Annotated in this window: 16 protein-coding genes; 5 read left to right on the top strand and 11 right to left on the bottom strand. The window is 48.0% G+C overall.

The genetic code is table 11. From position 1 onward, the window contains the following. Positions 1-11 precede the first annotated feature (11 nt). The 9 genes from mutS to CEF13_RS12930 form a co-directional block, all read right to left on the bottom strand. On the bottom strand, positions 12-2,708 hold the full coding sequence (mutS, locus tag CEF13_RS12970; protein WP_102711074.1) for a DNA mismatch repair protein MutS: 2,697 nt from the start codon (positions 2,706-2,708) through the stop codon (positions 12-14). Positions 2,709-3,229: 521 nt separating this feature from the next. After that, complete coding sequence (locus tag CEF13_RS12965) at positions 3,230-4,672, bottom strand: putative amidoligase domain-containing protein (protein ID WP_102711073.1); 1,443 nt, start codon at positions 4,670-4,672, stop codon at positions 3,230-3,232. A 126-nt stretch (positions 4,673-4,798) separates the two neighbouring features. Then, positions 4,799-5,362 (bottom strand): outer spore coat protein CotE, encoded by a 564-nt coding sequence (locus CEF13_RS12960; RefSeq protein WP_102711072.1) that lies wholly within the window; start codon positions 5,360-5,362, stop codon positions 4,799-4,801. 342 nt (positions 5,363-5,704) lie between these two features. After that, a complete protein-coding gene (locus CEF13_RS12955; RefSeq protein ID WP_102711071.1) occupies positions 5,705-6,313 on the bottom strand; it encodes a manganese efflux pump in 609 nt (202 codons plus the stop codon). 259 nt (positions 6,314-6,572) lie between these two features. Beyond that, on the bottom strand, positions 6,573-7,550 hold the full coding sequence (locus CEF13_RS12950; protein WP_102711070.1) for an aromatic acid exporter family protein: 978 nt from the start codon (positions 7,548-7,550) through the stop codon (positions 6,573-6,575). A gap of 38 nt (positions 7,551-7,588) precedes the next feature. Beyond that, a complete protein-coding gene (locus tag CEF13_RS12945) occupies positions 7,589-8,488 on the bottom strand; it encodes an ABC transporter permease (protein WP_208414448.1) in 900 nt (299 codons plus the stop codon). Next, a complete protein-coding gene (locus CEF13_RS12940) occupies positions 8,481-9,275 on the bottom strand; it encodes an ABC transporter ATP-binding protein (protein ID WP_102711069.1) in 795 nt (264 codons plus the stop codon). Before CEF13_RS12940 ends, CEF13_RS12945 begins: the two co-directional genes overlap by 8 nt. 28 nt (positions 9,276-9,303) lie before the next feature. Next, positions 9,304-10,314: an ABC transporter substrate-binding protein gene (locus CEF13_RS12935; RefSeq protein WP_102711068.1), complete on the bottom strand. Its 1,011-nt coding sequence runs from the start codon at positions 10,312-10,314 to the stop codon at positions 9,304-9,306. A gap of 158 nt (positions 10,315-10,472) precedes the next feature. Then, positions 10,473-11,993, bottom strand: a complete 1,521-nt coding sequence (locus CEF13_RS12930; RefSeq protein WP_102711067.1) for a carboxypeptidase M32 — start codon at positions 11,991-11,993, stop codon at positions 10,473-10,475. Positions 11,994-12,134: 141 nt separating this feature from the next. On the opposite strand from CEF13_RS12930, the gene CEF13_RS12925 reads away from it, so the two are divergent. Then, positions 12,135-12,461 (top strand): iron-sulfur cluster biosynthesis family protein, encoded by a 327-nt coding sequence (locus tag CEF13_RS12925; RefSeq protein WP_102711066.1) that lies wholly within the window; start codon positions 12,135-12,137, stop codon positions 12,459-12,461. 59 nt (positions 12,462-12,520) lie between these two features. Further along, positions 12,521-13,087 (top strand): beta-class carbonic anhydrase, encoded by a 567-nt coding sequence (locus tag CEF13_RS12920; protein ID WP_211297042.1) that lies wholly within the window; start codon positions 12,521-12,523, stop codon positions 13,085-13,087. A gap of 28 nt (positions 13,088-13,115) precedes the next feature. Here CEF13_RS12920 and CEF13_RS12915 read toward each other — a convergent pair whose 3' ends face one another. Continuing rightward, on the bottom strand, positions 13,116-13,655 hold the full coding sequence (locus CEF13_RS12915) for a DUF309 domain-containing protein (RefSeq protein WP_102711065.1): 540 nt from the start codon (positions 13,653-13,655) through the stop codon (positions 13,116-13,118). A 168-nt stretch (positions 13,656-13,823) separates the two neighbouring features. On the opposite strand from CEF13_RS12915, the gene CEF13_RS12910 reads away from it, so the two are divergent. The 3 genes from CEF13_RS12910 (at position 13,824) to CEF13_RS12900 (ending at position 16,588) form a co-directional block, all read left to right on the top strand. Then, positions 13,824-14,243, top strand: a complete 420-nt coding sequence (locus CEF13_RS12910) for a hypothetical protein (protein WP_102711064.1) — start codon at positions 13,824-13,826, stop codon at positions 14,241-14,243. 2 nt (positions 14,244-14,245) lie between these two features. Further along, complete coding sequence (locus CEF13_RS12905; protein ID WP_166742775.1) at positions 14,246-14,524, top strand: YxcD family protein; 279 nt, start codon at positions 14,246-14,248, stop codon at positions 14,522-14,524. A 141-nt stretch (positions 14,525-14,665) separates the two neighbouring features. After that, positions 14,666-16,588, top strand: a complete 1,923-nt coding sequence (locus tag CEF13_RS12900) for a glycosyl hydrolase family 18 protein (RefSeq protein ID WP_102711062.1) — start codon at positions 14,666-14,668, stop codon at positions 16,586-16,588. 116 nt (positions 16,589-16,704) lie between these two features. Here the strand turns inward: CEF13_RS12900 and CEF13_RS12895 are convergent, their stop codons facing one another. Continuing rightward, positions 16,705-21,027, bottom strand: a complete 4,323-nt coding sequence (locus tag CEF13_RS12895; protein ID WP_102711061.1) for a bifunctional 2',3'-cyclic-nucleotide 2'-phosphodiesterase/3'-nucleotidase — start codon at positions 21,025-21,027, stop codon at positions 16,705-16,707. Positions 21,028-21,251: the final 224 nt, after the last annotated feature.

The following is a 21,251-nucleotide window of genomic DNA, read 5'->3' as shown; positions in this document are numbered from 1 at the left end:
TTCCAGCTTAGCTAGTCGTTTAGTTTGCTCTTCATATCATTCAGCCACTGCATTGCCTGCATTGGCGTCAAATTAAACAAATCAAGCTTGCGAAGACCTTCTGCAAGCTGCTCAGCCTTTGGACTCGCTTTGCGGCGCGCCGGCTCCGCTTCTTTGGCTGCTGCCGGTTCATCGAAGATCGAAAGCTGCACGATTGCCTGCTGCTCAATCAGCTTGTCGGCATGCGCTTTAGGCTCCACAAACACGGATGGCGCTGCTGCATATGCTTCCTCGAATGAAGCCTTGGATGAGGACGCTGCTTTCTGGCCAGTTTGAACGGAAGCTTGCTCCACAGTGTCGTCCAGCAGCTCATATGCTCTCCCGATAATCGATTCAGGCAGTCCAGCCAATTGAGCGCAATAAATGCCGTAGCTCGTGCTGGCTGCTCCCGCAATCAGCTTCCTAAGGAACGTTACATTATCGCCGCTTTCCTCGACCGCCATACGCGCATTCGTAAGAGACGGCAATGATTCCTCCAAATGCGCAAGCTCATGGAAATGCGTGGATACAAGCGCTTTGCAGCCAATATGATGGTGAACATACTCGATGACTGCCTGCGCAATTGCCATCCCTTCACCGGTTGAAGTACCGCGCCCGAGCTCGTCAATAATTACGAGACTATTGGCAGTAGCCTTCTCGGTCATCACTTGAATGTCCTTCATTTCGACCATGAATGTGCTTTGCCCGCCGATTAAGTCGTCAGCCGCTCCGATTCGAGTGAAAATGCGATCAATAAGCGGAACAACCGCTGCTTTCGCGGGAACAAAGCAGCCTATTTGCGCCATAATGCAAATGAGCGCAACTTGACGCATATAAGTGCTTTTGCCTGCCATATTCGGTCCGGTAATGAGCAGCATCCACTGCTCGTCCTTCCTAAGCTCAGTGCCATTCGATATGAACGGTGTTCCATCCATCATCGCCTCAACGACGGGATGCTTTCCGTCTTCAATGCGCAGATCATATTCTTCCGTTACCCGCGGCCGCGCGAATCGGCGCTCCGCACTGACCGTAGCTAGCGATTGGTATACATCAAGCTCGGCAATAATAGCAGCGGCCTTCTGAAGCCGATGAAGGTGAAGCGCAAGATGGTCACGAAGCTCGATAAAGCGTTCATATTCCAAATCGACCATTTTATCCTCAGCTTCGAGAATGAGCCTTTCCTTCTCTTTCAGCTCAGGTGTTACAAACCGCTCAGCGTTCGCCAGAGTTTGCTTCCGCTCATATCTTCCTTCCGGCAGATTAGCCAGATTTCCTTTGGAAACCTCCAAGTAATAGCCAAAAATCCGGTTGTAACCGATTTTCAGATTTTTAATTCCGGTTGCCTCGCGCTCTTGACGCTCCAGCTCCGCCAGCCATTTTTTGCCGTTCGTGCTGGCCTCTCGAAGCTGATCCAGATAATCATCGTAACCCGCGCGAATAAGTCCGCCCTCGCGAATGGTTACCGGAGGCTCGTCTACCAGCACGGTCTCGATCAGATCCGCCAAATCAGCGCATTGATCTGCATCTTCGACTAGTTCCTGCAGCACCCTTGAGCCGGATTGCTGGCAGAGCGCCGTCAAATTAGGTATGCGACGAATGGAGCTTCGCAGAGCATTCAGATCGCGGCCGTTCGCATTACCAAATGCGACCCTGCCCACAAGGCGCTCCAAGTCATAAATAGGCTGAAGCTCCGCGCGAATATCATCACGAAGAATCAGGTTGCGATAAAGAACCTCTACGGCATCCAGACGTGCTTCAACAGCAGCTCTGCTAAGCAGCGGCTTATCGATCCATCGGCGCAGCATACGTCCGCCCATAGAGGTTTGCGTGCGATCAAGCAGCCACAGAAGCGAACCTTTCTTACTCCGATCGCGAACCGTTTCCGTAAGCTCTAAATTTCTTCTTGTATAGTGATCCAGAATCATATATTGATTCGGCTCATAGGCTGCGATAGAGCGGACATGTCCAAGAGAACGCTTCTGTGTCTCATCCAAATAGCCGGTTAAAACGCTGACAGCCTGAAGCCGGGCGCCCGACAATTTGCTTAATTCTGCTTCTCCGTACTGCTCGGTCAGCTTGTCCGCTGCCATTGGCTCGCGGGGCGTGAGCAGCAGCTGCTTGTTCCACGCAGCTGTCATCTGAACTCGGTTAAGCAGCTCCCCGTCTCCAACAACCTCGGACGGCTGATAGACGTTTATTTCATCGATGAGCGCCTCGATTTGCTCGGGGAATGAGGTAACATACAGCTCCCCCGTCGATAAATCACAAGCAGAGAGACCGATCATGCCTCCTACCCGAACAGCTGCAGCAATAAAGTTATTGGCTTTGCCTTCAAGTGATTTGGATTCCATGACGGTACCGGGCGTAATAATCCGCACAATTTCTCGGCGAACAACGCCCTTCGCTGCTGCCGGATCCTCTACCTGCTCGCATATAGCTACCTTGTAGCCTTTGTCTACCAATCTGCTTATATAGTTCTCGGCGGAGTGATAGGGAACACCGCACATCGGAATTTTCTGCTCTGCTCCACCTTCTCTGCCCGTTAGCGTAATTTCAAGCTCACGGGAAGCCTGTATAGCATCCTCAAAAAACATTTCATAAAAATCGCCTAGGCGAAAAAACAAAAAAGCATCCTTCGCTTCTTCTTTAATCGCAAGATATTGCAAAATCATTGGAGTATATCCAGCCATTCCGATCCTCCTCAACATATCTGATAAAGCGAAACCTCGTCCGCCATTCAATACTTAATTCCATTAAATAAATTCCAGTATTGTACTGATCATTAGCTTGCCATGCTGTAAACATCAGATATCTATTATAACAAGCGGAGCCGACACGCGCCATAAGCAAGAAGGAGGTGTTCCAATAGTGAGTAAAACGACTACTAGAGAACAATAAAACAGCCGAGCATGGTTTCTACACCTGTTCGGCTGCTTTGCTTGCTGAATGCATCATGAGGAATATGATTTAACATCAGAATATGAAATTAATAGAGAAAATTGATGTGGATAGAACGGTTTAGTGTTAAAAAATGAAATTATACGCTGCTTTCTCAGCAGTTTATTGGAAAATATATGAGTTAATTCCAAAAACTGAAACTAATGATCACCATTGACTCCGTACGCGGACTGTAACATCAAATGCTGAAACGAACTCAGCACCTAACTCTGTGAGATAACAATGCAGCACTCGATTTACAGCCCCTCATCCCTTATTTCGTCATCGGTATTCGCCATTTCACCCGAATATCGGTGCTTTCATCCCAAGTGTGCCCGCTTCTGGCCGCTTGGAACAGCGGCTCGATATAGGGCGCTAATTCCTCGTAGCTGGCGGCAGCGGAGATAGACGACGCGATGCCGTCCAAGCAGCCGGCAAGCTCGGCGCGGTCGCCGGCGTAATAAGCTGCTGCATACCGCTCTTCCAGAGCAGGTATGTAATGGAGATGCTCCGCCTCGCGGGCGCACAGCAGCGCCAGCGCGAAGGCGGCTTTGGCCGCTGCCGGCGAGATCAGCCAGCTCGGCAGCGTGCGGTACTCGAACCCGCCGTGCGGCTGCTGGCGGAAGTCCCCGAGCGTACCGTAACGGGGACGTCGAGCCCGCCCAGCGGGGTCCTCTACGAGAGCGAGCGGGAAAGCCGCGCAGCTGTCGAGCAGGCGGAGCAAGCGGCTGGTAAGCGGCGCTCCGCTTAGGTGGATGTGCCCGCCGAGCGCCAGCCCCGGCACGGGCATTGCTCCAGCGGCCCAGCGCAAAGCGGGGTCGCTGATACGGTCGGCGGCGCGCAGCAGCAGGCGCCGCACATTCGCGGCGAGCGCGGCCGGGTCCTCGGCCGGCTCAGGCCGCAGCTCGGCGACGGGATAAAGCAGCCGTCGCCCGATGAGCACGGCGTCGGCTCCTGCTGCGCCGCCGACGCCAGCTCCGAAGAAACGTGACGCCGACGCTACCTTTCCAGCCGGCGTCACAAGCACAAACTCCGGATCGGCGCCGATGAGCAGCGGCCCCCTATCCGCAGCCTCCGCTCCCGCCGCGGCATGCCACACCGCGAATCGCCGCAGCATCACGGCCTCCAGCCTCGTATCCCTCAGCATCGGCCAAGCTGCCCGGACGGCAGTCCGCCCGTCCCCGCCGAGCGCGACCTCGGCCTCGCCGATATCGAGGCCAAGCGCGTAAAGCGCTTGTACGGCGGTACGTACCACCCGCCGCAATGCTTGGTCCTCCGGCCATTGCCCGATACTGTGTACGTTCGCTGGCTCCGCTCGAACAATCGGCTTTCCGTTAGACACTTTGCCGGAAGCGTCAATACGAAGCATCTCCACCGGTTCCAAATGAACCACGCTTACTCGGTAATAACGCTCGTTGTCAAGACGATTGCCCCCAAACAAACCCGTTCTGCGCCAAATTCGCTGCTTCTCCTCATCCGTCATCCGTTCAACCAATTGCCCATTAACGTTAAGCAGCCATACACCTTTAAACCGGCTGCTCTCTATCGCACGGGCAGCTGAACACGCAATAACCGCATCACCCGGCAGCACATTCGTCCAAGGCTGCGCATGAATCGGCGTCCCGCTTCTCTCTCCTGACGTATGAAGAGCTCGCTCATCATACGTTACCTTCTCTAATCGATCATAGCTGCCACGCCAAATCCACGTCGAAGCCATCCTATTTCCCGCCTTTTTTTCATCATGAGCCCTTTTTTACAATTCAAAAAAAAGAGAGGGCTTTCGCCCTCGAATTTGCCGCTTGCGCAGCATATGATACCTAAACAGCAAAGCTTCCCTGCTTGCTTAAAGCTCGTCGTCCAGCAAATCTGGATCCAAGTCCTCATAATCGTCATCGCCGAGGCTGAATTCCAAATCTTTGCCGTCCAGGTCGCTGCAGCCTCCTGGAAGTACGGCTACACAAACTTTAGTCTCGGCAACTAATTCCACTGAAAACTCACGCTCTACGCGCACCACAACACCGGAGCCATTCGTCGAAATATTAGCTTCGATGCAGTTCGGTTCCTGGATTACATCGGCAGACACCTCTACCGTAGATGGCCGATGCTTCGGATCTACATAAGACAGGTTGACATGCTCAACGTAACTGACGGATTCTTTAGCTACGTCTGTTTGTGAGTTTTTGCTGTACGAATACCAGATATTGATATCGTAAGTACCAATTACCTCAATTCCGTCTCCCGAACGAACCGCTTCATATTGATGATTGATAATCCATGCACCAAGAATACTGGTAGGATGATGAGGCGGTGTTACGGTATGGGTTACAGTGGAAAACTTACGACCTTTGCCGCAGACAGCCTTAGTAATTATTTCTCTGTACTGGAGCTGTTTATCTGCAATAGTCATTGATTTAACCTCCTCCATACAATCATTCAATTAAAGTGTATGCTGGACGTAGGCGTTTGTTGATTAAACAAGTCTGATCGAACAAATTTATTTTGCAAACGCCTTTAAAACAAAGCCTTTTCGCGCCTTTTCAGCAATCTACGTATGTATGAGAGTAATTGAAATGCTGCCTAAAAGCATTTATTGAAGAAATGAATAAGAAATAAAGCTTTTTTAGTTTATTCTGGTAGGATGGCGATTATGACCTATCTGATGTAAAGCAGCCGCTGGATTTCCACATATTCAATAAAAAGAAGGCCAGGCTGACTCCTGCACCTTCTATTTAGTTAGCATTGGGGCTATTCAAAAAAATATTTCATAGAGACCAATGCTGATAAGCATCAGCCCGCCAATAATATTTGAGTACTTGCCTAACCATGTTCTGGCAATCAGATAGCCAATTCTTTCCCCAATAGCAACCGTGATGAGCGAGAAAACACCAATCGAGATTGTTGTCATTAAAGGCTGGGTACCTGTCACTCCAGCTCCGAAGCCCATTGCCATTCCATTTATGGAAAGAGCAAATCCAAGAGAAATGGACTGTTTCCACGAGATAACGTGAACCGGATTCAGATTTCCAGCCCACAGCTTCTCAAATGGTGCAAACGATTCTTTCTTGCAAGCCTTCCTAAATTTAGCTGCGCGTCTTGATTCAGCCCTAGGCTTGAAGCTCCATATTCCCAATCCGATAATGATGATGCCGCCGATTACATTTGCATACTCTTTCGGGAAATATCCGGATATGAACCCTCCCATTGTAATCGATGCATAAGCTGCAACCATTGCGAGAATAGCAATAAATAAGTTTGATAGAATTGGAATCCTTAATGATCGTGCGCCATACGATACACCGATCCCTAAGTTATCAATGTTTGAAGCCATCCCTATTAATATAATCGAAATCCAATGCATATTTTTACCCCCAATCTATCATTTCATAGCACATCATATGCTAGAGAAAGTAGATTGGCTTGTACCATCAACCATTGGATATTTATCGTATGTTTTTTGAGTTGTTCCGGGCATGGAGTCATTCTGCCCTCTTCCACGCAATGGCCAATCGCACAAAAAAAAGAGCATCCAACGATGCTCCATTGTTCGATAAATGAACTTCTCCTCCCCGACTACTAACAGGAAAAGCTCCATGCTTTTAGGCAACTACAGCAGGCACCTACTGCTTGTCCGACTGACGCTCTGCAGAGTCATTGCTTCTTTTTTTCAAGCGTTTGGCAACGCTCATAAACCGCTGCAACTCATGCAGGAGCATGAGCAGGGCTGCGCGCACCTCGAATTCTTCACGAGTTTGCGGCAGCGGCATCGTTTGGAATAACTGTGACAATTCATTCAGACGTTCATCTACGATTCCTCGATATACATCAGATTTCACATCGCTGGACAGCTGATCAAGCAGCTCGGCAACCAACACCGCTTGTGGAAACCTAGCATATATAAGCGCCATCTCCGCAAGCATCTGCTGAACCGATTCCAGCTGCTGCCGCCTCATCTCGAAATAAGTCGGCCAGTATGGCTCATGTCCCCATATGCGATTTTCCAAATTTCGCACAGAGGATTGAGCGCCCTTCTCGATCGCATTATACGCTGTTAAAATCTCTTCGCCATTCCATATATGTGAAGGATTGCGAAGGGTCAAAGACATCTCTTGAAATATGACGCCAAAGCTTTGCTCAATTAGATGCCGCTGCGAGCTTAGATGTTGCTCATCCTTCGGCATATAGATCATGTTAAGAAATGTTGCCCAGCCAAGCCCTGCAATGAGCAGCAGGATTTCATTGCCGATAATGTCCCATGAAACTTGTCCATAATTGAACAAATGAAAAACGATAACCGAGCTTGTCACTATTCCGTTCTTTAATTGAAACTGGGAGAGCACCGGAAATGTAAGCAAAATAAATACAGCAACCACCCATATATGAAATCCTAATAATGTAAAAATGAGCGATGCGAAGAACAGCCCCAGCACAGAAGCGATGAAACGAACCGCTGCACCCTTAAGCCCTTTCGCCCGCGTCACTTCAACGCCGAGTATAGCAAGAATACCGGCGCTGAGCGGCGGTTCAAGTCCAAAATAAGCAGCGGTATAAATAGCTGCTATAGCGGCAAGCGCCGTTTTGATAATACGAATGCCCATCTCGTTACCTCGCAAGTGGTAGAATTTTATTTCCTATCCTACCGTTCACGCCAGCCTGCCGTCAACCGCTTCTCAAGCAAGGCTACAAGCTGATACATTATTGTAGCAACGACAGCGATGACAATTAAGCTTGATAAGACCAGCGTGAAATTAAATACTTGGAAGCCGTATATGATCAGATAGCCGAGCCCCATATTTGCAACGAGGAACTCGCCGACCATGACCCCGACCCACGCCAGCCCGACATTGACCTTAAGCGTCGAAATAATAACGGGGAATGAGCCAGGCAATATGACAAGTCGAAACAGCTGTGAGCGCGTAGCGCCAAGCAGTCTAACCACCTTAATATAGCCGCTGTCAATTTCTGCGAATCGATTGTAAATATTTAAAGTAGTAATAATTACAGTCACAGATAATGTTATCGCCACAATTGACATAAATCCCGAGCCTAACCCGACGATAAAGATCGGCCCAAGCGCAACCTTCGGCATGCTGTTGAGCACAACCAAGTAGGGATCTAATACACGGGATAGAAAAGGAAACCACCACAGCGTTGCTGCAATAGCTGTGCCAATAAGTGTGCCAAGTGCAAAGCCAGCTACAGTCTCTGCTACCGTTACTCCGACGTGAGGCCAGATGGAGCCGTCAGCCATTGTCTTCCAAAGCTGTGCAAACAGCTTGGATGGAAAGCTGAATAATAACGGATCAATCCAATTGTTTCGCCCTGCTGCTTCCCATATCCCAACAAACAATACGAGGATAACCGCTTGCGTCATCAACACCGCTGTCGTCAAGCGACGCTTGCGCTGCTTATATGCAATATGAAGATCGTTCATCCAGTCATTACGATCCTCCTGAGCACCAGATAAAACCGCTATATTCTGATTCTGCTGAGCTTCAGCCAATCGATCCTGCTTGATCTCATTACGATCATCCATTCGGTCCCCTCCCTTCATCCTCCTCCTCTAGCTCCTCCCATAGGCGCTCGAATATGTCTTGGAAGCCAGGCAGCTTGCGAGCCTCCATAGGTGCTGCAAACCTTATTTCCTGCGGTATTTCCAGCTCGCACCGAATATGGCCCGGATTGCGTCCAAGCACAATAACACGATCACTCATCGCGACTGCCTCCGCGAGGTCATGCGTGACAAGTACAGCCGTTTTGCCCAGCCTCGCAAGTGTTTGCTGCACCAAGTCCTCCAGTTGAAGTTTGATGTGCAAATCAAGAGCGGAGAAGGGCTCATCAAGCAGGAGCACCTCCGGTTCTGTAGCAAGCGTTCTAGCTAGTGCCACTCGCTGTCTCATCCCGCCCGACAGCTCATGCGGGTATCTGCTGCCTGCTCCCGGCAATCCAAGCTCGGCCAGCAAATGATCAACTTCCTTCAAAGCTTGAGCTGTCTTATGACCATTAATTTCCAGTCCGACAGCAGCATTATCTCTAATGGTGCGCCAAGGAAATAAATAATCCTGCTGCAGCATATAGCCTACCTTTGGCGAGGGTCCTGTGACCAGCTCGCCATTCAGCAGCACACGGCCTTTCGTCGGAGCAAACAACCCGGCGAGCAAGCTGAGCAGCGTCGTCTTGCCGCAGCCGCTAGGTCCAACAAGGCTAACAAATTCACCTCGCGAGACGCTCAGCCCAATCTCCTCAACCGCGAGCGAGGCTCCTTTTTCATTCACATAAACATGAGACAGCTGCTGAAGCTCTAGCACAGGATCATGGTTCATGCTTATAACCTCACTTCCTTACCAGCGTTTATTTCAACGCTTCTATAGCCTTCTCAGCAAAGCTAGTGTCGACCAGCTCTTTGTGCTCTGTTCGTTTTTGCAATTCACCAGCAGTTGTAATAACATCCAGCAAGTTATTCCATTCTCCCTCATCGATGATCGGATCCGTTGCGAAAGATCCCTGCGCTTTGTAGCGGTCGATAGAGCTTACGAGAATATCGCTGTCCACATTGTCGAAATAAGGTTTTACAACATCCGCAATCGCTTTTGCATCATGGCTATCTACCCATTTCTGAGCTTTATACACGGCATTTGTGAACGATTGAATCGTTTTTTTGTTTTTGTTTATATAGCTTTGCTTCGCCATAAATACGGTATAAGGCAAGTGTCCGCTCTCTGTACCGAAGGATGCGACAACGTGGCCTTTGCCTTCCTTCTCAAAAATCGAAGCTGTCGGCTCGAACAGCTGCACATAATCGCCTGTTCCCGATGCAAAGGCTGCTGATATGTTGGCAAAATCCACGTTTTGGATTAGCTCCAAATCCGTTTTCGGATCTATCCCGTGCTTCTTCAGTGCAAATTCGCCAGCCATTTGCGGCATACCGCCTTTTCTTTGACCGAGGAAGGTGCTGCCTTTCAGCTTGTTCCAGTCAAAGCTTTCATCCGCTTTTCTTGCTACTAGAAACGTGCCGTCCGTTTGCGTTAGCTGTGCGAAGTTAATAATTGGATCATCCGAGCCTTGCTGATACACATAGATCGATGTTTCCGAGCCCACTAGCGCAACATCGATCGTATTCGAGAGCAAAGCTGTCATCGTTTTGTCGCCGCCCGGTGTCGTCGTCAATTCAATATCCAAGCCTTCATCTGCAAAAAAACCTTTCGCTACAGCTACATACTCCGGTGCATAGAACAGCGATCTTGTTACTTCGCCTATTCGTACCTTCACCTTATCCGAATCTCCTTTACTGCAGCCTGCCAGCGCGGCTGATGCAAAAAGCACCAGCGAAAGCAGCAGTGAATAGAAAATACGTGTTTTCATGGTAGTCCCTCCTGTATTTTTGCATAAAATAGATGATATCAGCCTATGCGCAGGAGTGACTGGCGGTGAATGAGCAGACAAAAAGAAGAAGGCTGCTCCTGTATCGTCATGGGACGATCGGACAGCCTTCTCAAAAATATGCTTTTGTATTTGTCTAGCTACAGCTGCAATTTATAAATGTCGGAATATTTTTTCGTTAAATAAGCGACCAAATGCTGCGGATCAAGCGGTTTGCCCGTCACGCTCTGAATTAGCTCAGATGGAGTTCTAAGCTTGCCGTATTTGTAAATGCGTTCTGTGAGCCACTGCTTGATTGGCAGCAGATCTCCATCTCCAACCAGCGTCCAGAACCCTTGCAGCTCCCGCTCCATTGTGTCGGCTATCTGTGCTGCGTACATATTGCCCAGCGAATAAGATGGGAAGTAGCCGAAAGCGCCGCCTGACCAATGCACATCCTGTAGAATTCCCTCCGCATTGTTAGACGGTGTCACGCCTAAATATTGTTTGTACTTCTCATTCCATATAGCTGGCAAATCTGCCGCCTTCGCACCTTCATTGAAAATAAACTTCTCCATTTCATAACGGATAATAATATGCAGATTATACGTCAGCTCATCTGCTTCAATGCGTATAAGAGAAGGCTGCACGACATTGTTGCCGCGGTAGAACGTATCAACAGGCACATCAAGCTGGCCTGGAAAACGCTTCTGAAGCTCGCCGAAATAGCGGTCCCAAAACGGTCTGCTGCGGCCGATCACATTTTCCCAGAAACGGGACTGTGATTCATGAATGCCCATCGAGGTTCCCGTGCAAAGTGTCGTGCCAATAAGCTCCGGCATAATATTTTGCTCATAAAGCGCATGGCCGCCCTCATGTATGGTTCCAAATAAAGCACTCGTCACATCATCCTCTAAATAACGGGTTGTGATGCGAACGTCGCCTGGATTTAATCCGGTTGCAAAAGGATGAACACTCTCATCTAGGCGTCCCGCCTCAAAGTTATAGCCCATCTGTTCTAATATGTACAAGCTGAAAGCCTTCTGAGCCTGCTTATCGTACTTTTGTTTTAAGAAGCTGGCATCAGGCTGATGCGGCGAGCTTGCAATGGCAGCAGACAAAGGAACGAGCTGTGAACGAAGTCCTCCAAATACACGGTCAAGCTCCGCTACTGTCATGCCCGGCTCATACTGATCAAGCAATGTATCATATCGAGTAGCCTTTGGGCCCCATAGGTCAATAAACTGATTCGTATAAGAAATTACTTTTTCCAAATAAGGCTGGAAGCTGGCATAATCATTATTTTCCTTAGCTTCTTCCCACTTGGATTCAGATTGGGAGGATAAAACCACATATTCCTGGTATAGCTTGGGCGGAATTTTGACGCTGCGGTCATATTCCTTGCGCGTTTCCTTAATGAGCCGCTGATCAATCTCCGAAAGCTCCGAGAAAACGGAGCCATCCTCAAGCGTTGAAAGCCATTCGCCCAGCTGCGGCGAAGTGGATAGCTTGAACATATCTCCAGATAGAGAGCCGATAACTTCTGAGCGGTTATCCATTCCTTTGCGAGGGGCGCCTGTGCGTAAATCCCAATAAAGAACACCTAACGCTTCCCCATATCCGCTAATTTTGCGAATCGTTTCCTTAAAGCTCTGCAGCGCTTCATCATGTTTAGTTGGCATCGTTGAACCGCCTTTCTATTTCTTGGTAAATTTAAGTCCCTTTCTTCGGGACTTAACTTGATCTTACTTATTCCTATCCTTATAATCAACTTAAACCTGCTTAATACCCGCATGGGGCAGATAGAAAGTGAGGAACTACATATGCATATTACGTTTTCCAAATCAGCCGTGGAACGTATATCCCCTTACCTAGAGGATGGAACGAAGAAGCTTAAGCTTCTCCATGATACAGAAGGCTGCGGCTGCGTTGTAAGCGGCGTGCCTGCGATTCAGCTCATCGATAGCCCTTCCGTAGATGACGTGCAATCTCAAGGCGATCCCTTCCCTTTCTGGTACGAAACGCGACATTCGGTTTATTATGAACCGCAAATGAAAATTGATTATGATGTCGATCGGCACAGCTTCAGCCTGAAGAGCGATAATCAGATTTATACGACGCATCTTCGCTTTCTGACCGAGACGGATTAATTTTTTTTGCTAAAATAAAATCAGCTGTTTCACCATTTTTATAGGAAGAAGAGTGCAACGTGAACAAACTCGAGGACATATTAACCTATAACAAGAATTTTGTTGAAAACCATGAATATGAAATCTATTCAACAAGCAAATATCCTGACAAACGCATGGTCATTGTGACATGCATGGATACAAGGTTGACCGAAATGCTGCCGAAAGCAATGAACCTCAAAAACGGCGACGCCAAAATCATTAAAAATGCAGGCGCGATTGTAACCCAGCCCTTCGGAAACATTATGCGAAGCATTCTTGTTGCCTTATATGAGCTTCAAGCAGACGAAGTATTCGTCATCGGCCATCATAACTGCGGCATGACGGGACTTAATCCAGAGCTCATCATACAGCATATGGTGGAACGCGGCGTAGCTAACGAGACGATTACAACGCTTAAGCATTCCGGCCTCAATCTCATGCGCTGGCTGACCGGCTTCGATAACGTTAGGGACAGCGTTGTTAATAGTGTCAGCATTATCCGCAATCACCCATTGCTGCCAGCTAATATACTTGTCCACGGATTAATTATTGATCCAGATACGGGTGAATTAGAAGTTGTTGATCCTGCAAATAAAGAAGCTTAATGATAACAAAAGGAAGCATGTGTCGGCCTCAGATTTCGCCGCTATGCTCCCTTTTTTTACTCCTATATGCCCTCTGCCTAGCAGCAATAACGTCAGAACGATCTCTAAGCGTATGCCGGTGGATAATGGAATCATTATGCAGCGGACTTGGCGCCAACCATTCTAAGCCCCGTTCTTCACATTGCTGGAGACAAAGCGCAAGCAGCTCGCTATCTATGATAGACATGTTGATATCTGTATAAGGAGATTTCTCGTTAGCGTGTAGGGCAGCTATTCGCTCTCCTATTTGAATTAATAAATGCTGCTGATCTATGCCAATCCGCTCTAATGGAGCCGCCGATAGCCTTCGTTCAGCCTGAACATACATCTTGTTGGCACCGCGCAAATTTCCTCTTCGTTCATGATAAAGCGCTACTGCTAGTTGAATAAGGCCCACCCAAGTGTCTGCAAGAGAGTCATCTAGATGCTCCTTCCAATATTCTTCAAGCAGCTCATGACATTCGAAATAGTCTCGTGATGCATGAAATTCCACCATGTAGCATACGTAAGCTTTAGGAAAATCTGTCATACCATTCCCCCATCTTTATATCAAATAAATAAATTTAAACAAATAACCGTTTTACTTTCATACATTTAACCAATCCTATATAAATAAAATGAAACCTTTATCTATATTAGACGTATTTATTGGGGTTAGCAATGCTCACAGCATCCACAACAGGAGGAGAATTGACAGATGAAAAAGGGACTCATGGTCATAATGGCTCTAACTCTATTTTTTACAATCGGGTTTGGTCAATATGCAGACGCAAAACCAAGGGGCGGCGGCTTTAAATCGCCAAAACAAAGCTTCACACAAACACCTAAAAAAACAGACAATGCTAGTCAAACTAGCTCCGGTACGAAAACAAGCCCCAAAGCCGGAACAACCAAAACCGGAGCATTCAGCGGCGGCGGACTTATGAAGGGCTTAATGATCGGCGGCTTGGCTGGCCTGATGTTCGGCAGCTTGTTCGCAGGCATGGGCGCTTTCGGTAATATTCTTGGGCTTATGGTTAACCTGCTTGCTATCTTCGCGCTTATTATGCTCATTCGTGTTGCGTTCGTTTATTTGCTCAGCAAGCGTAACCAGTCAAACCAAAGGAGACGGTACTAATCGTGCGTATCTATACCGATGAGATCATTAATGCTATTTGTCTTAACATGGCTGATCGCAGAGGTGTGAAGCCCACAGACGTCGAAGTACAGCTTTCATGGGAAGAAGAATATGGGTATACAGCCGAGGTATGGGTAAGCGGCCGAAGCCAATATATTATAGAAGCAAATATCCTTGAAGCGATCGAGCAATATATGTTGAAACAATATGATCGCCGTGTTTTCCGCTCTAACATTACACTGGACGCGGACGAGGAATTTTGGGCAGAAATAACCGATTAATAGGATGAAAGCAAAGCATTCAAGGGCTGACCTTATCTTAGATGATAAGCAGCTCTTGAATGCTTTTTTTGCGTCTAGCAACCTCTCCCCTATTTATGCGTCTAATAGATAGATTGAGAGAGGAGCGTGTAAAAGAAGCTTATGAGAAGAAAAGTAAGCACGGTGCTGCTGATGTTGTTTTTCTGCCAAACGATCATGACGGGAGCCGTCAATCGTGCAGATGCAGCAACAGCGCAAATGATGACCCAGTACCGCGTATATCAAAATGACAAAGCACTTCGAGAATTTCCGACAGAGGCGAAAGCAATCGCTTACGCCGCCAATTTCGAATACAGCCACGTCGAGAAAATAGCTGACCGAGGCTGGGTATGGGACAACTTCCCCCGCTACAAGGTATATCAGAATGGCCAATCCAATATGAAATGGGAATTCCGAACGTATGAGCAAGCATTGTCTGTCGCGAAGAAACTAACTAATGTACATATTCGCGATCTCGAAAATATTGGCTGGAAATATCAATCCTATGCTAAGTTTCAGCTGTATCAAGGAGATAAAACTCAGGCGAGCTGGTCCTTCCTAACACTTGCAGATGCGAAGCAGGAAGCCAAGAAATGGGGCAATGCCCACATTATCGATTTGACATCGAATAAATGGGTTTGGGGCAATTTGACCGAAGCTCAAGTGAAAGCTCAGCGCGAAACCGCACCCGTCTACCAAATCATAGTAGATGGTGAGCCCGTAGAGGAGCAATCCCCCTACTCCTTCCTTATGGATGCAAAAAACAGCTCAGCAGCAATTGCAGGCAGTGAGGTGCTTAATACAGCAACTGGTCAAATCATTCATTCTAACGTTCCTGCTTATACCGTTCAACAAAATAGCACCATTGTGCAATCCTTCGTGAGTCTTGACGCTGCGGTACAGCTGGCTGCTAAAACACCGAACGCTGAAGTTATTTATAAGGATGCCGTCTTATGGTCGGGTATCCCCTATTTGCAAGTTAACCAGGGTGACAAAAAGCTTAGAGTCTTTAATACGAGAAACGGTGCTATCACCTTTGCCAAAGGTTATGCGAACAGCACGGTGCTTACAACAGAAGGACGAGCCATTTGGAGCAATACGAAGAACCTGGTCTATCTGGGCTGGAACGGCAGCTCTACAAGCACGACGGTACTGAATCATGTAGCGAATACGCAAGGATTATCGATTGATTCACCTACTTGGTTCGAGCTTTCTGCTGCAGACGGCTCCATCAAAGATACATCTGATCCAGCTGTTGTAACGGCGCTCAAAGAAAAAGGCGTTCAGGTCATGCCACTTGTTAATAACCAGTTTAACCGCAAGATGACTACTGAATTTCTGAAAAGCGCAACCGCTCAGCAAGCTTTTATCCAAAAGCTCGTTGGAAAAATCGTTGACCTCGGTGCTGCTGGTATTAACTTAGACTTTGAGGAGGTTGCAGGAAGCGACCGAGCTGCCTACACCTCCTTCGTAACCCAGCTAGCCAAAGCAGTTCAAGCAAAGGGCTTGCAAATATCCATTGATCTTCCGCGAGGAAGCCTGAGCTGGAATCAAGTGACCGCTTATGATCATTCAGCGCTTGCTGAAGTAGTCGATACCATCATCATTATGGCTTATGACGAGCATTGGAGCGGGAGTGATACTCCGGGCTCAGTAGCGGGTCTGCAGTGGGTCGAGGAAGGCGTTAATCAATTCCTTAGCTACGGAATTCCACGCAGCAAGCTGATGCTAGGCATACCTTTCTACGTAAGAGAATGGAAGCTTGACAGCGCAGGCAAGCTTGTTGGAAACCGTGCAATTTATATGAGTGAATTACCGAAGCTGATTGCGGATACGAATGCGCAAGGCACATTGGATCCCGAATCTGGACAGATGAAGTACAAGTATGTGAAAGAAGGCTTTACGTACTTGTTCTGGGCAGAAACCGAGGATACTGTCAAAGCTCGCATCAACATCGCGAAGAAATATGATCTAGCAGGCGTTGCCGCTTGGCGCCTTGGCTATGAAAGCAATGATTTGTGGACGATGATGCTTCGCATGAAGTAATAAATTAAAGCGGTTGCTTCAAAAATAGAAATCTATTTGGTTTCCTAATAAGAAAAAGGTGTTCTGCTGCCCTCCGGGAAGGGCAATCGGAACACCTTTTTTGTTTTACCAAAAGATTAAGACGCTTGCTCCAGCATACGGGCGATAATGACCGCCGCCTGAGCACGATTGGCTATGCCCTTCGGTCCAAATGTTTTGGCATCCATACCGCTAATAATTCCTGCATTAGTCAGCTGAGCGACAGCTTCCTGCGCGAAGGAGGCGATATTGGACTTGTCCGCAAACTTGCTGAGCGCTGCACTGTTGCTATCTAACTGTACTTGCTGCTTTTTCAGGGCATTTGCGATCATAATTGCCATTTCTTCACGGGTAGTTTCACGGCCAGGTTCGAACAAGCCGTTTCCGGAACCTTTTACAATCCCGGCATTATCCGCAATTGTGATAGCATCCGTGTACCATACGCCTTGTTTAATGTCCTTGAATTGGCTGACTGCCCCGGAATCTGTCAAATTCAGAGCGCGAACCAGCATGGTGATGAATTCAGCACGGGACACATATTTGTTCGGCGCGAAGTTGTTCCCATCAATGCCTTTTATAATACCTTTTGCAGCCAAAGTCTCAATCGCTTCTTTTGCCCAAGCAACTTTATCCAGGTCCTTGAATTCCAGTACTGGAATTGGAGTAGGCGTTGGAGTCGGGCTAGGCGTTGGCGTTGGCGTTGGTATTGGTGTTGGCGCCGGGTTCGGATCGGTCGTCGTAGACGGAACTCCTTCATTGTTTATAATGCGCCCTTCATTTGCGGCATTGATTTCTCCGCCCTTGAACATCTTCACGATGTAATCATAGAACACATCCAGGTCAATAGGTCCAGCTATGGAAGCACTGGCTTCAGTCAGGATTGTGTAGTTATCTCCACCTGCTGCCATAAAGTTGTTGACAACAGCCGTATAACTTTTGCTCATGTCAATCGGAGTCCCATCAACAAGTGTGAGGCTGGTGATGCGCTCTGCTGCCGGAAGACCCATGTAGGCTGTGTATTTTAAGCCGGCGATTTGCAGTGTTTTGGTGTCTGCCGTTCCGTCGGCTTTTACATTCCACTGCTGTTGAAGCAAGGTCTTGATTTGCGCTCCAGTCAGCGTCAGCTTCACCAGCGTGTTGCCGAACGGCTGAATTTTCGTCAGATCACCGAACGTAACATCGCCTTTCGGAAGGTCTGCGCGAATGCCGCCTGGGTTCATAAAGCCGAAGTCTGCAGCACCTTCACCGTCTCCGAAATCTGCGCCGCGCATGGCGTCGGCAATCAGATTCCCAAGAGCAGCCTCATTGTTGTAAGCATCCGTACGGGTAATCGTTCCGTCCGTCGTGCCTACAGGTTTAGTCAGCTCCGGATGCAAAGCGAAATACTTGTTAACTAGAGCAACAGTATCCGCATCCAGTGTTTTACCTTCTTGGAAGGTGCTGGAAACAACTGCAGACTTGCTCTTTACATCGCCTGTCTTAGGGTCAATGACAAGCTTGATGTCCTCAATTGCCGTACCGTAAGAATAAGCCTGTACAATCAATTTATTGTTTACAACAGCGTTTGCATATGCGTGGTCATCACCTGCTACGATAACATCAACCGGAGAATCTGCCGGAAGCGCGTTAGCCAGATCGACTGCTTCGCCTTTTGTCACCTCGACACCTGTTGTCGCATCTTTTTTGGTCGATGCTGGATCATGTGCGAGCACAATGATCGTTTGTACGCCATTGTCTTGAAGCTCTTTTGCATATTTATTAACGGCTTGGACTTCTTCATCAGCGGACAAGAACCGCACGCCAGCCCAGCTGGAAGGTGAAACTTTGCTCGGCGTGGCTTTTGTCACCAAACCGATAAATCCGATCTTCACTCCGCCTACTTCTTTGATAACGTAAGGATTAATAATCGGGTTACCGGTTGTTGCGTCAACAGCATTGGCGTTGACGTAATCAAAGTCTGAGCCAGCATGATTTACTTTGGCATTTTTGGGATCAATTCCGCCGTAAAGCTGTGTTTTCAGCGCCTCGACGCCCTGGTCAAATTCATGGTTGCCCAGTGAACCAACGTCAAACTTCATCATGTTCATCCACTCATGGGTCGGCTCGTCGCGCTCCAGCGATGATATTGGAGCCGATGCGCCAACGGAGTCCCCGTTATGGAAAAGCAGTGAGTTTTCATATTTTGCACGAGTTTCTTTCAAGTAAGTCGCGAGAATCGCTGCAGTACCTGCAGTCTTGCCGCTTACGTTAGAAACAGTATCCAGCTGCCCGTGAAAGTCATTGATACCAATAAGGTGAACTTCTACGTCTTGAGTAGGAGCTGGAACATGCTGCTTCAGGTCCAGATTGAATATACCGAATCCGAGACTGTTCTGTTCACCGGTATAAGAAATATTCGATGGCATAACATCCGCTGCAAGAGGCGTCGTCGTAAACGTGACATTGACATTTCCCTTGATCGGAGCCAGGGACCAATTGCCGTCTGCGGCTGGATCGATCGTCTTCACTTCGCTGATGTAGTCCATCAGAATTTGGCGGTTTTCGTCCTGGGAATCCACCACCAACTCGGAACCTGAAACACCCGGGAAGTTGCCGCCGCCGCTGGCGCGGTAGTTGTTCGTGACAACGATGAAGTCCTGATCCAGATCCAGAGGCTCATCGTTGTACGTCACTTCCGTTACACGGCTTGCCGCTGCATCGTTAATCGTGCCGTCCGGTTTGTACTTCGCGTTTTTTGTCACATCAATTTTATACTTGATGCCGTCAATAACATCGAAGTTGTAAACCGCAAATTTCGAGTTCAGCAGGGCTTGCGGAGTTGAGATGGCAGGCTTGATGCGGTTAAATGCGCCTGCGCTCATTTCCAACCATTCCTTTACGACAGAGCCTTTGACTTTGATAGCTTTCAGCGTATTGTCGTACAGATAAAGGTCGCTCGCGCTGCGAATAGTCAGCGGTCCTTGTTTAATATCTGTGTATTCGGAAGGGCCATTGCGACCCGCTTTGAAGGGAGCGCCCGCACTGAGAATCGGCAAGTCCTTGTACTTTTCGGGAAGATTATTCTGAACGAACCATCTCTGGGCATTCGCAACAATCTGGACAGTTGGATCGTCGTGGACCATAGCGAAGTAGCTGTTCATCGGAGCCGTTGTTTGTCCAAGCTCTTGCCCGGTGTAGGCAATGGTAGCCTCATGGACGGCTTTGACAGCCGCATCTACAGCCGGATCAGGCGCTACGTTGGCAATGTTGACCTTGTTCTCCGTCCTGTAAATGGAACGGGTCGAAGCAACAGAATTCTCCTTATCCACCTTCCAGTGTCCGCTGCCGTCCGGTACGACAGTGAGGTCGATCAGCCCCAGATAAGCGCCACCGTAGCCGGCTTGTACGGCTGGAGTGCTATTAATGCGGCCGTTCACATTATCAACGATAGCTACTCCGGGTGTTTGGTATGGTTGCTTTGTTGCCGGATCCTTGAACGAAGCGTCCAGTGTTTCGTTGTTCCCCGTTGGGAAGGCCTTGTGCGTATGGGAGAACGTAATGGCATCAATTCCCGGAACCTTACTCAACGCATTGATGTCGTTTTCGGAGCCATCTCCTTCAATGGCATTTGCATCAAAACCGGTGTGGGCCATGGCCACGATGATATCCGCGCCGGCATTCCGCATTTCACCAACGTACTTGCGTGCAGTTGCGGCGATATCTTTTGTTTTTACTTTGCCTTCCAGATTAACCTTGTCCCACTCCATGATTTGCGGGGTTACAAGACCGAGAAGGCCAACCTTAATTACCTGATCGTTGCCATTGCTGTCCTTTACCGTCTTGTCCACAATCTTATAAGGGGTAAAAGCGTTTACATCATTGCTGTCGTCATTATCGTTATCATCGATATAAACGTTCGCATTCACATAAGGGAAATTTGCACCAGTATTCTCACTTCCACTACCTTCTACTGTACGCTTTAAGTAGTCCAGCCCGTAGTTGAATTCGTGGTTCCCGTAAGTTGCTGCGTCATACTTCATAATATTCATGACTTCCATCATCGGATGAATGCTCTCTTGCGAAGTCATCAGATCGGATTTTTTCGCCATGTAAGTACCCATCGGGGTTCCTTGAATCAAATCCCCGTTGTCGAGCAAGAGGTTATTCGGATTTTCTTCTCTTGCATAAGTAACCAATGTTGCAGTTCGGTCGAGTCCGACAGTTATCGAAGGTTCATTCTTAAAGTAATCCCATCCGTTGACATTCGTGTGTACATCCGTCGTACTCATCAAACGGAGCTTTACTGAAGCAGCGGCTGAAGCGGCTGCAACAGTCTCTGCCTTGCCTGTACCCAGAATGCCTCCGCTCAGCATTTGTGCAGACAGCACGGCGGCTGCCAGTACAGTAGCGATCGGCTTTTTCCATTGTTGCTTAAATCTCATAATATTATTATTCCTCCTTTATGATTTCGTCCTTCGACATTATAGCACACAAATAAAATCGAAAATCAATAAAATCATAAATTATACATTAATGTTATGTAAGGAAATGTTAAAACTAACTTTTTAAATACGAGTTTTATAAATTTTATTATATCCAATACATCAGCTCTTACAGGATCTCTTCAGCGGAGAAAAACAAAAATGCACCAATGCGAAGAATGGTA

This window comes from Paenibacillus castaneae (assembly GCF_002884445.1).
GTDB lineage: Bacteria > Bacillota > Bacilli > Paenibacillales > Paenibacillaceae > Pristimantibacillus > Pristimantibacillus castaneae.
This window is presented reverse-complemented; position numbering and strand designations above follow the sequence as displayed.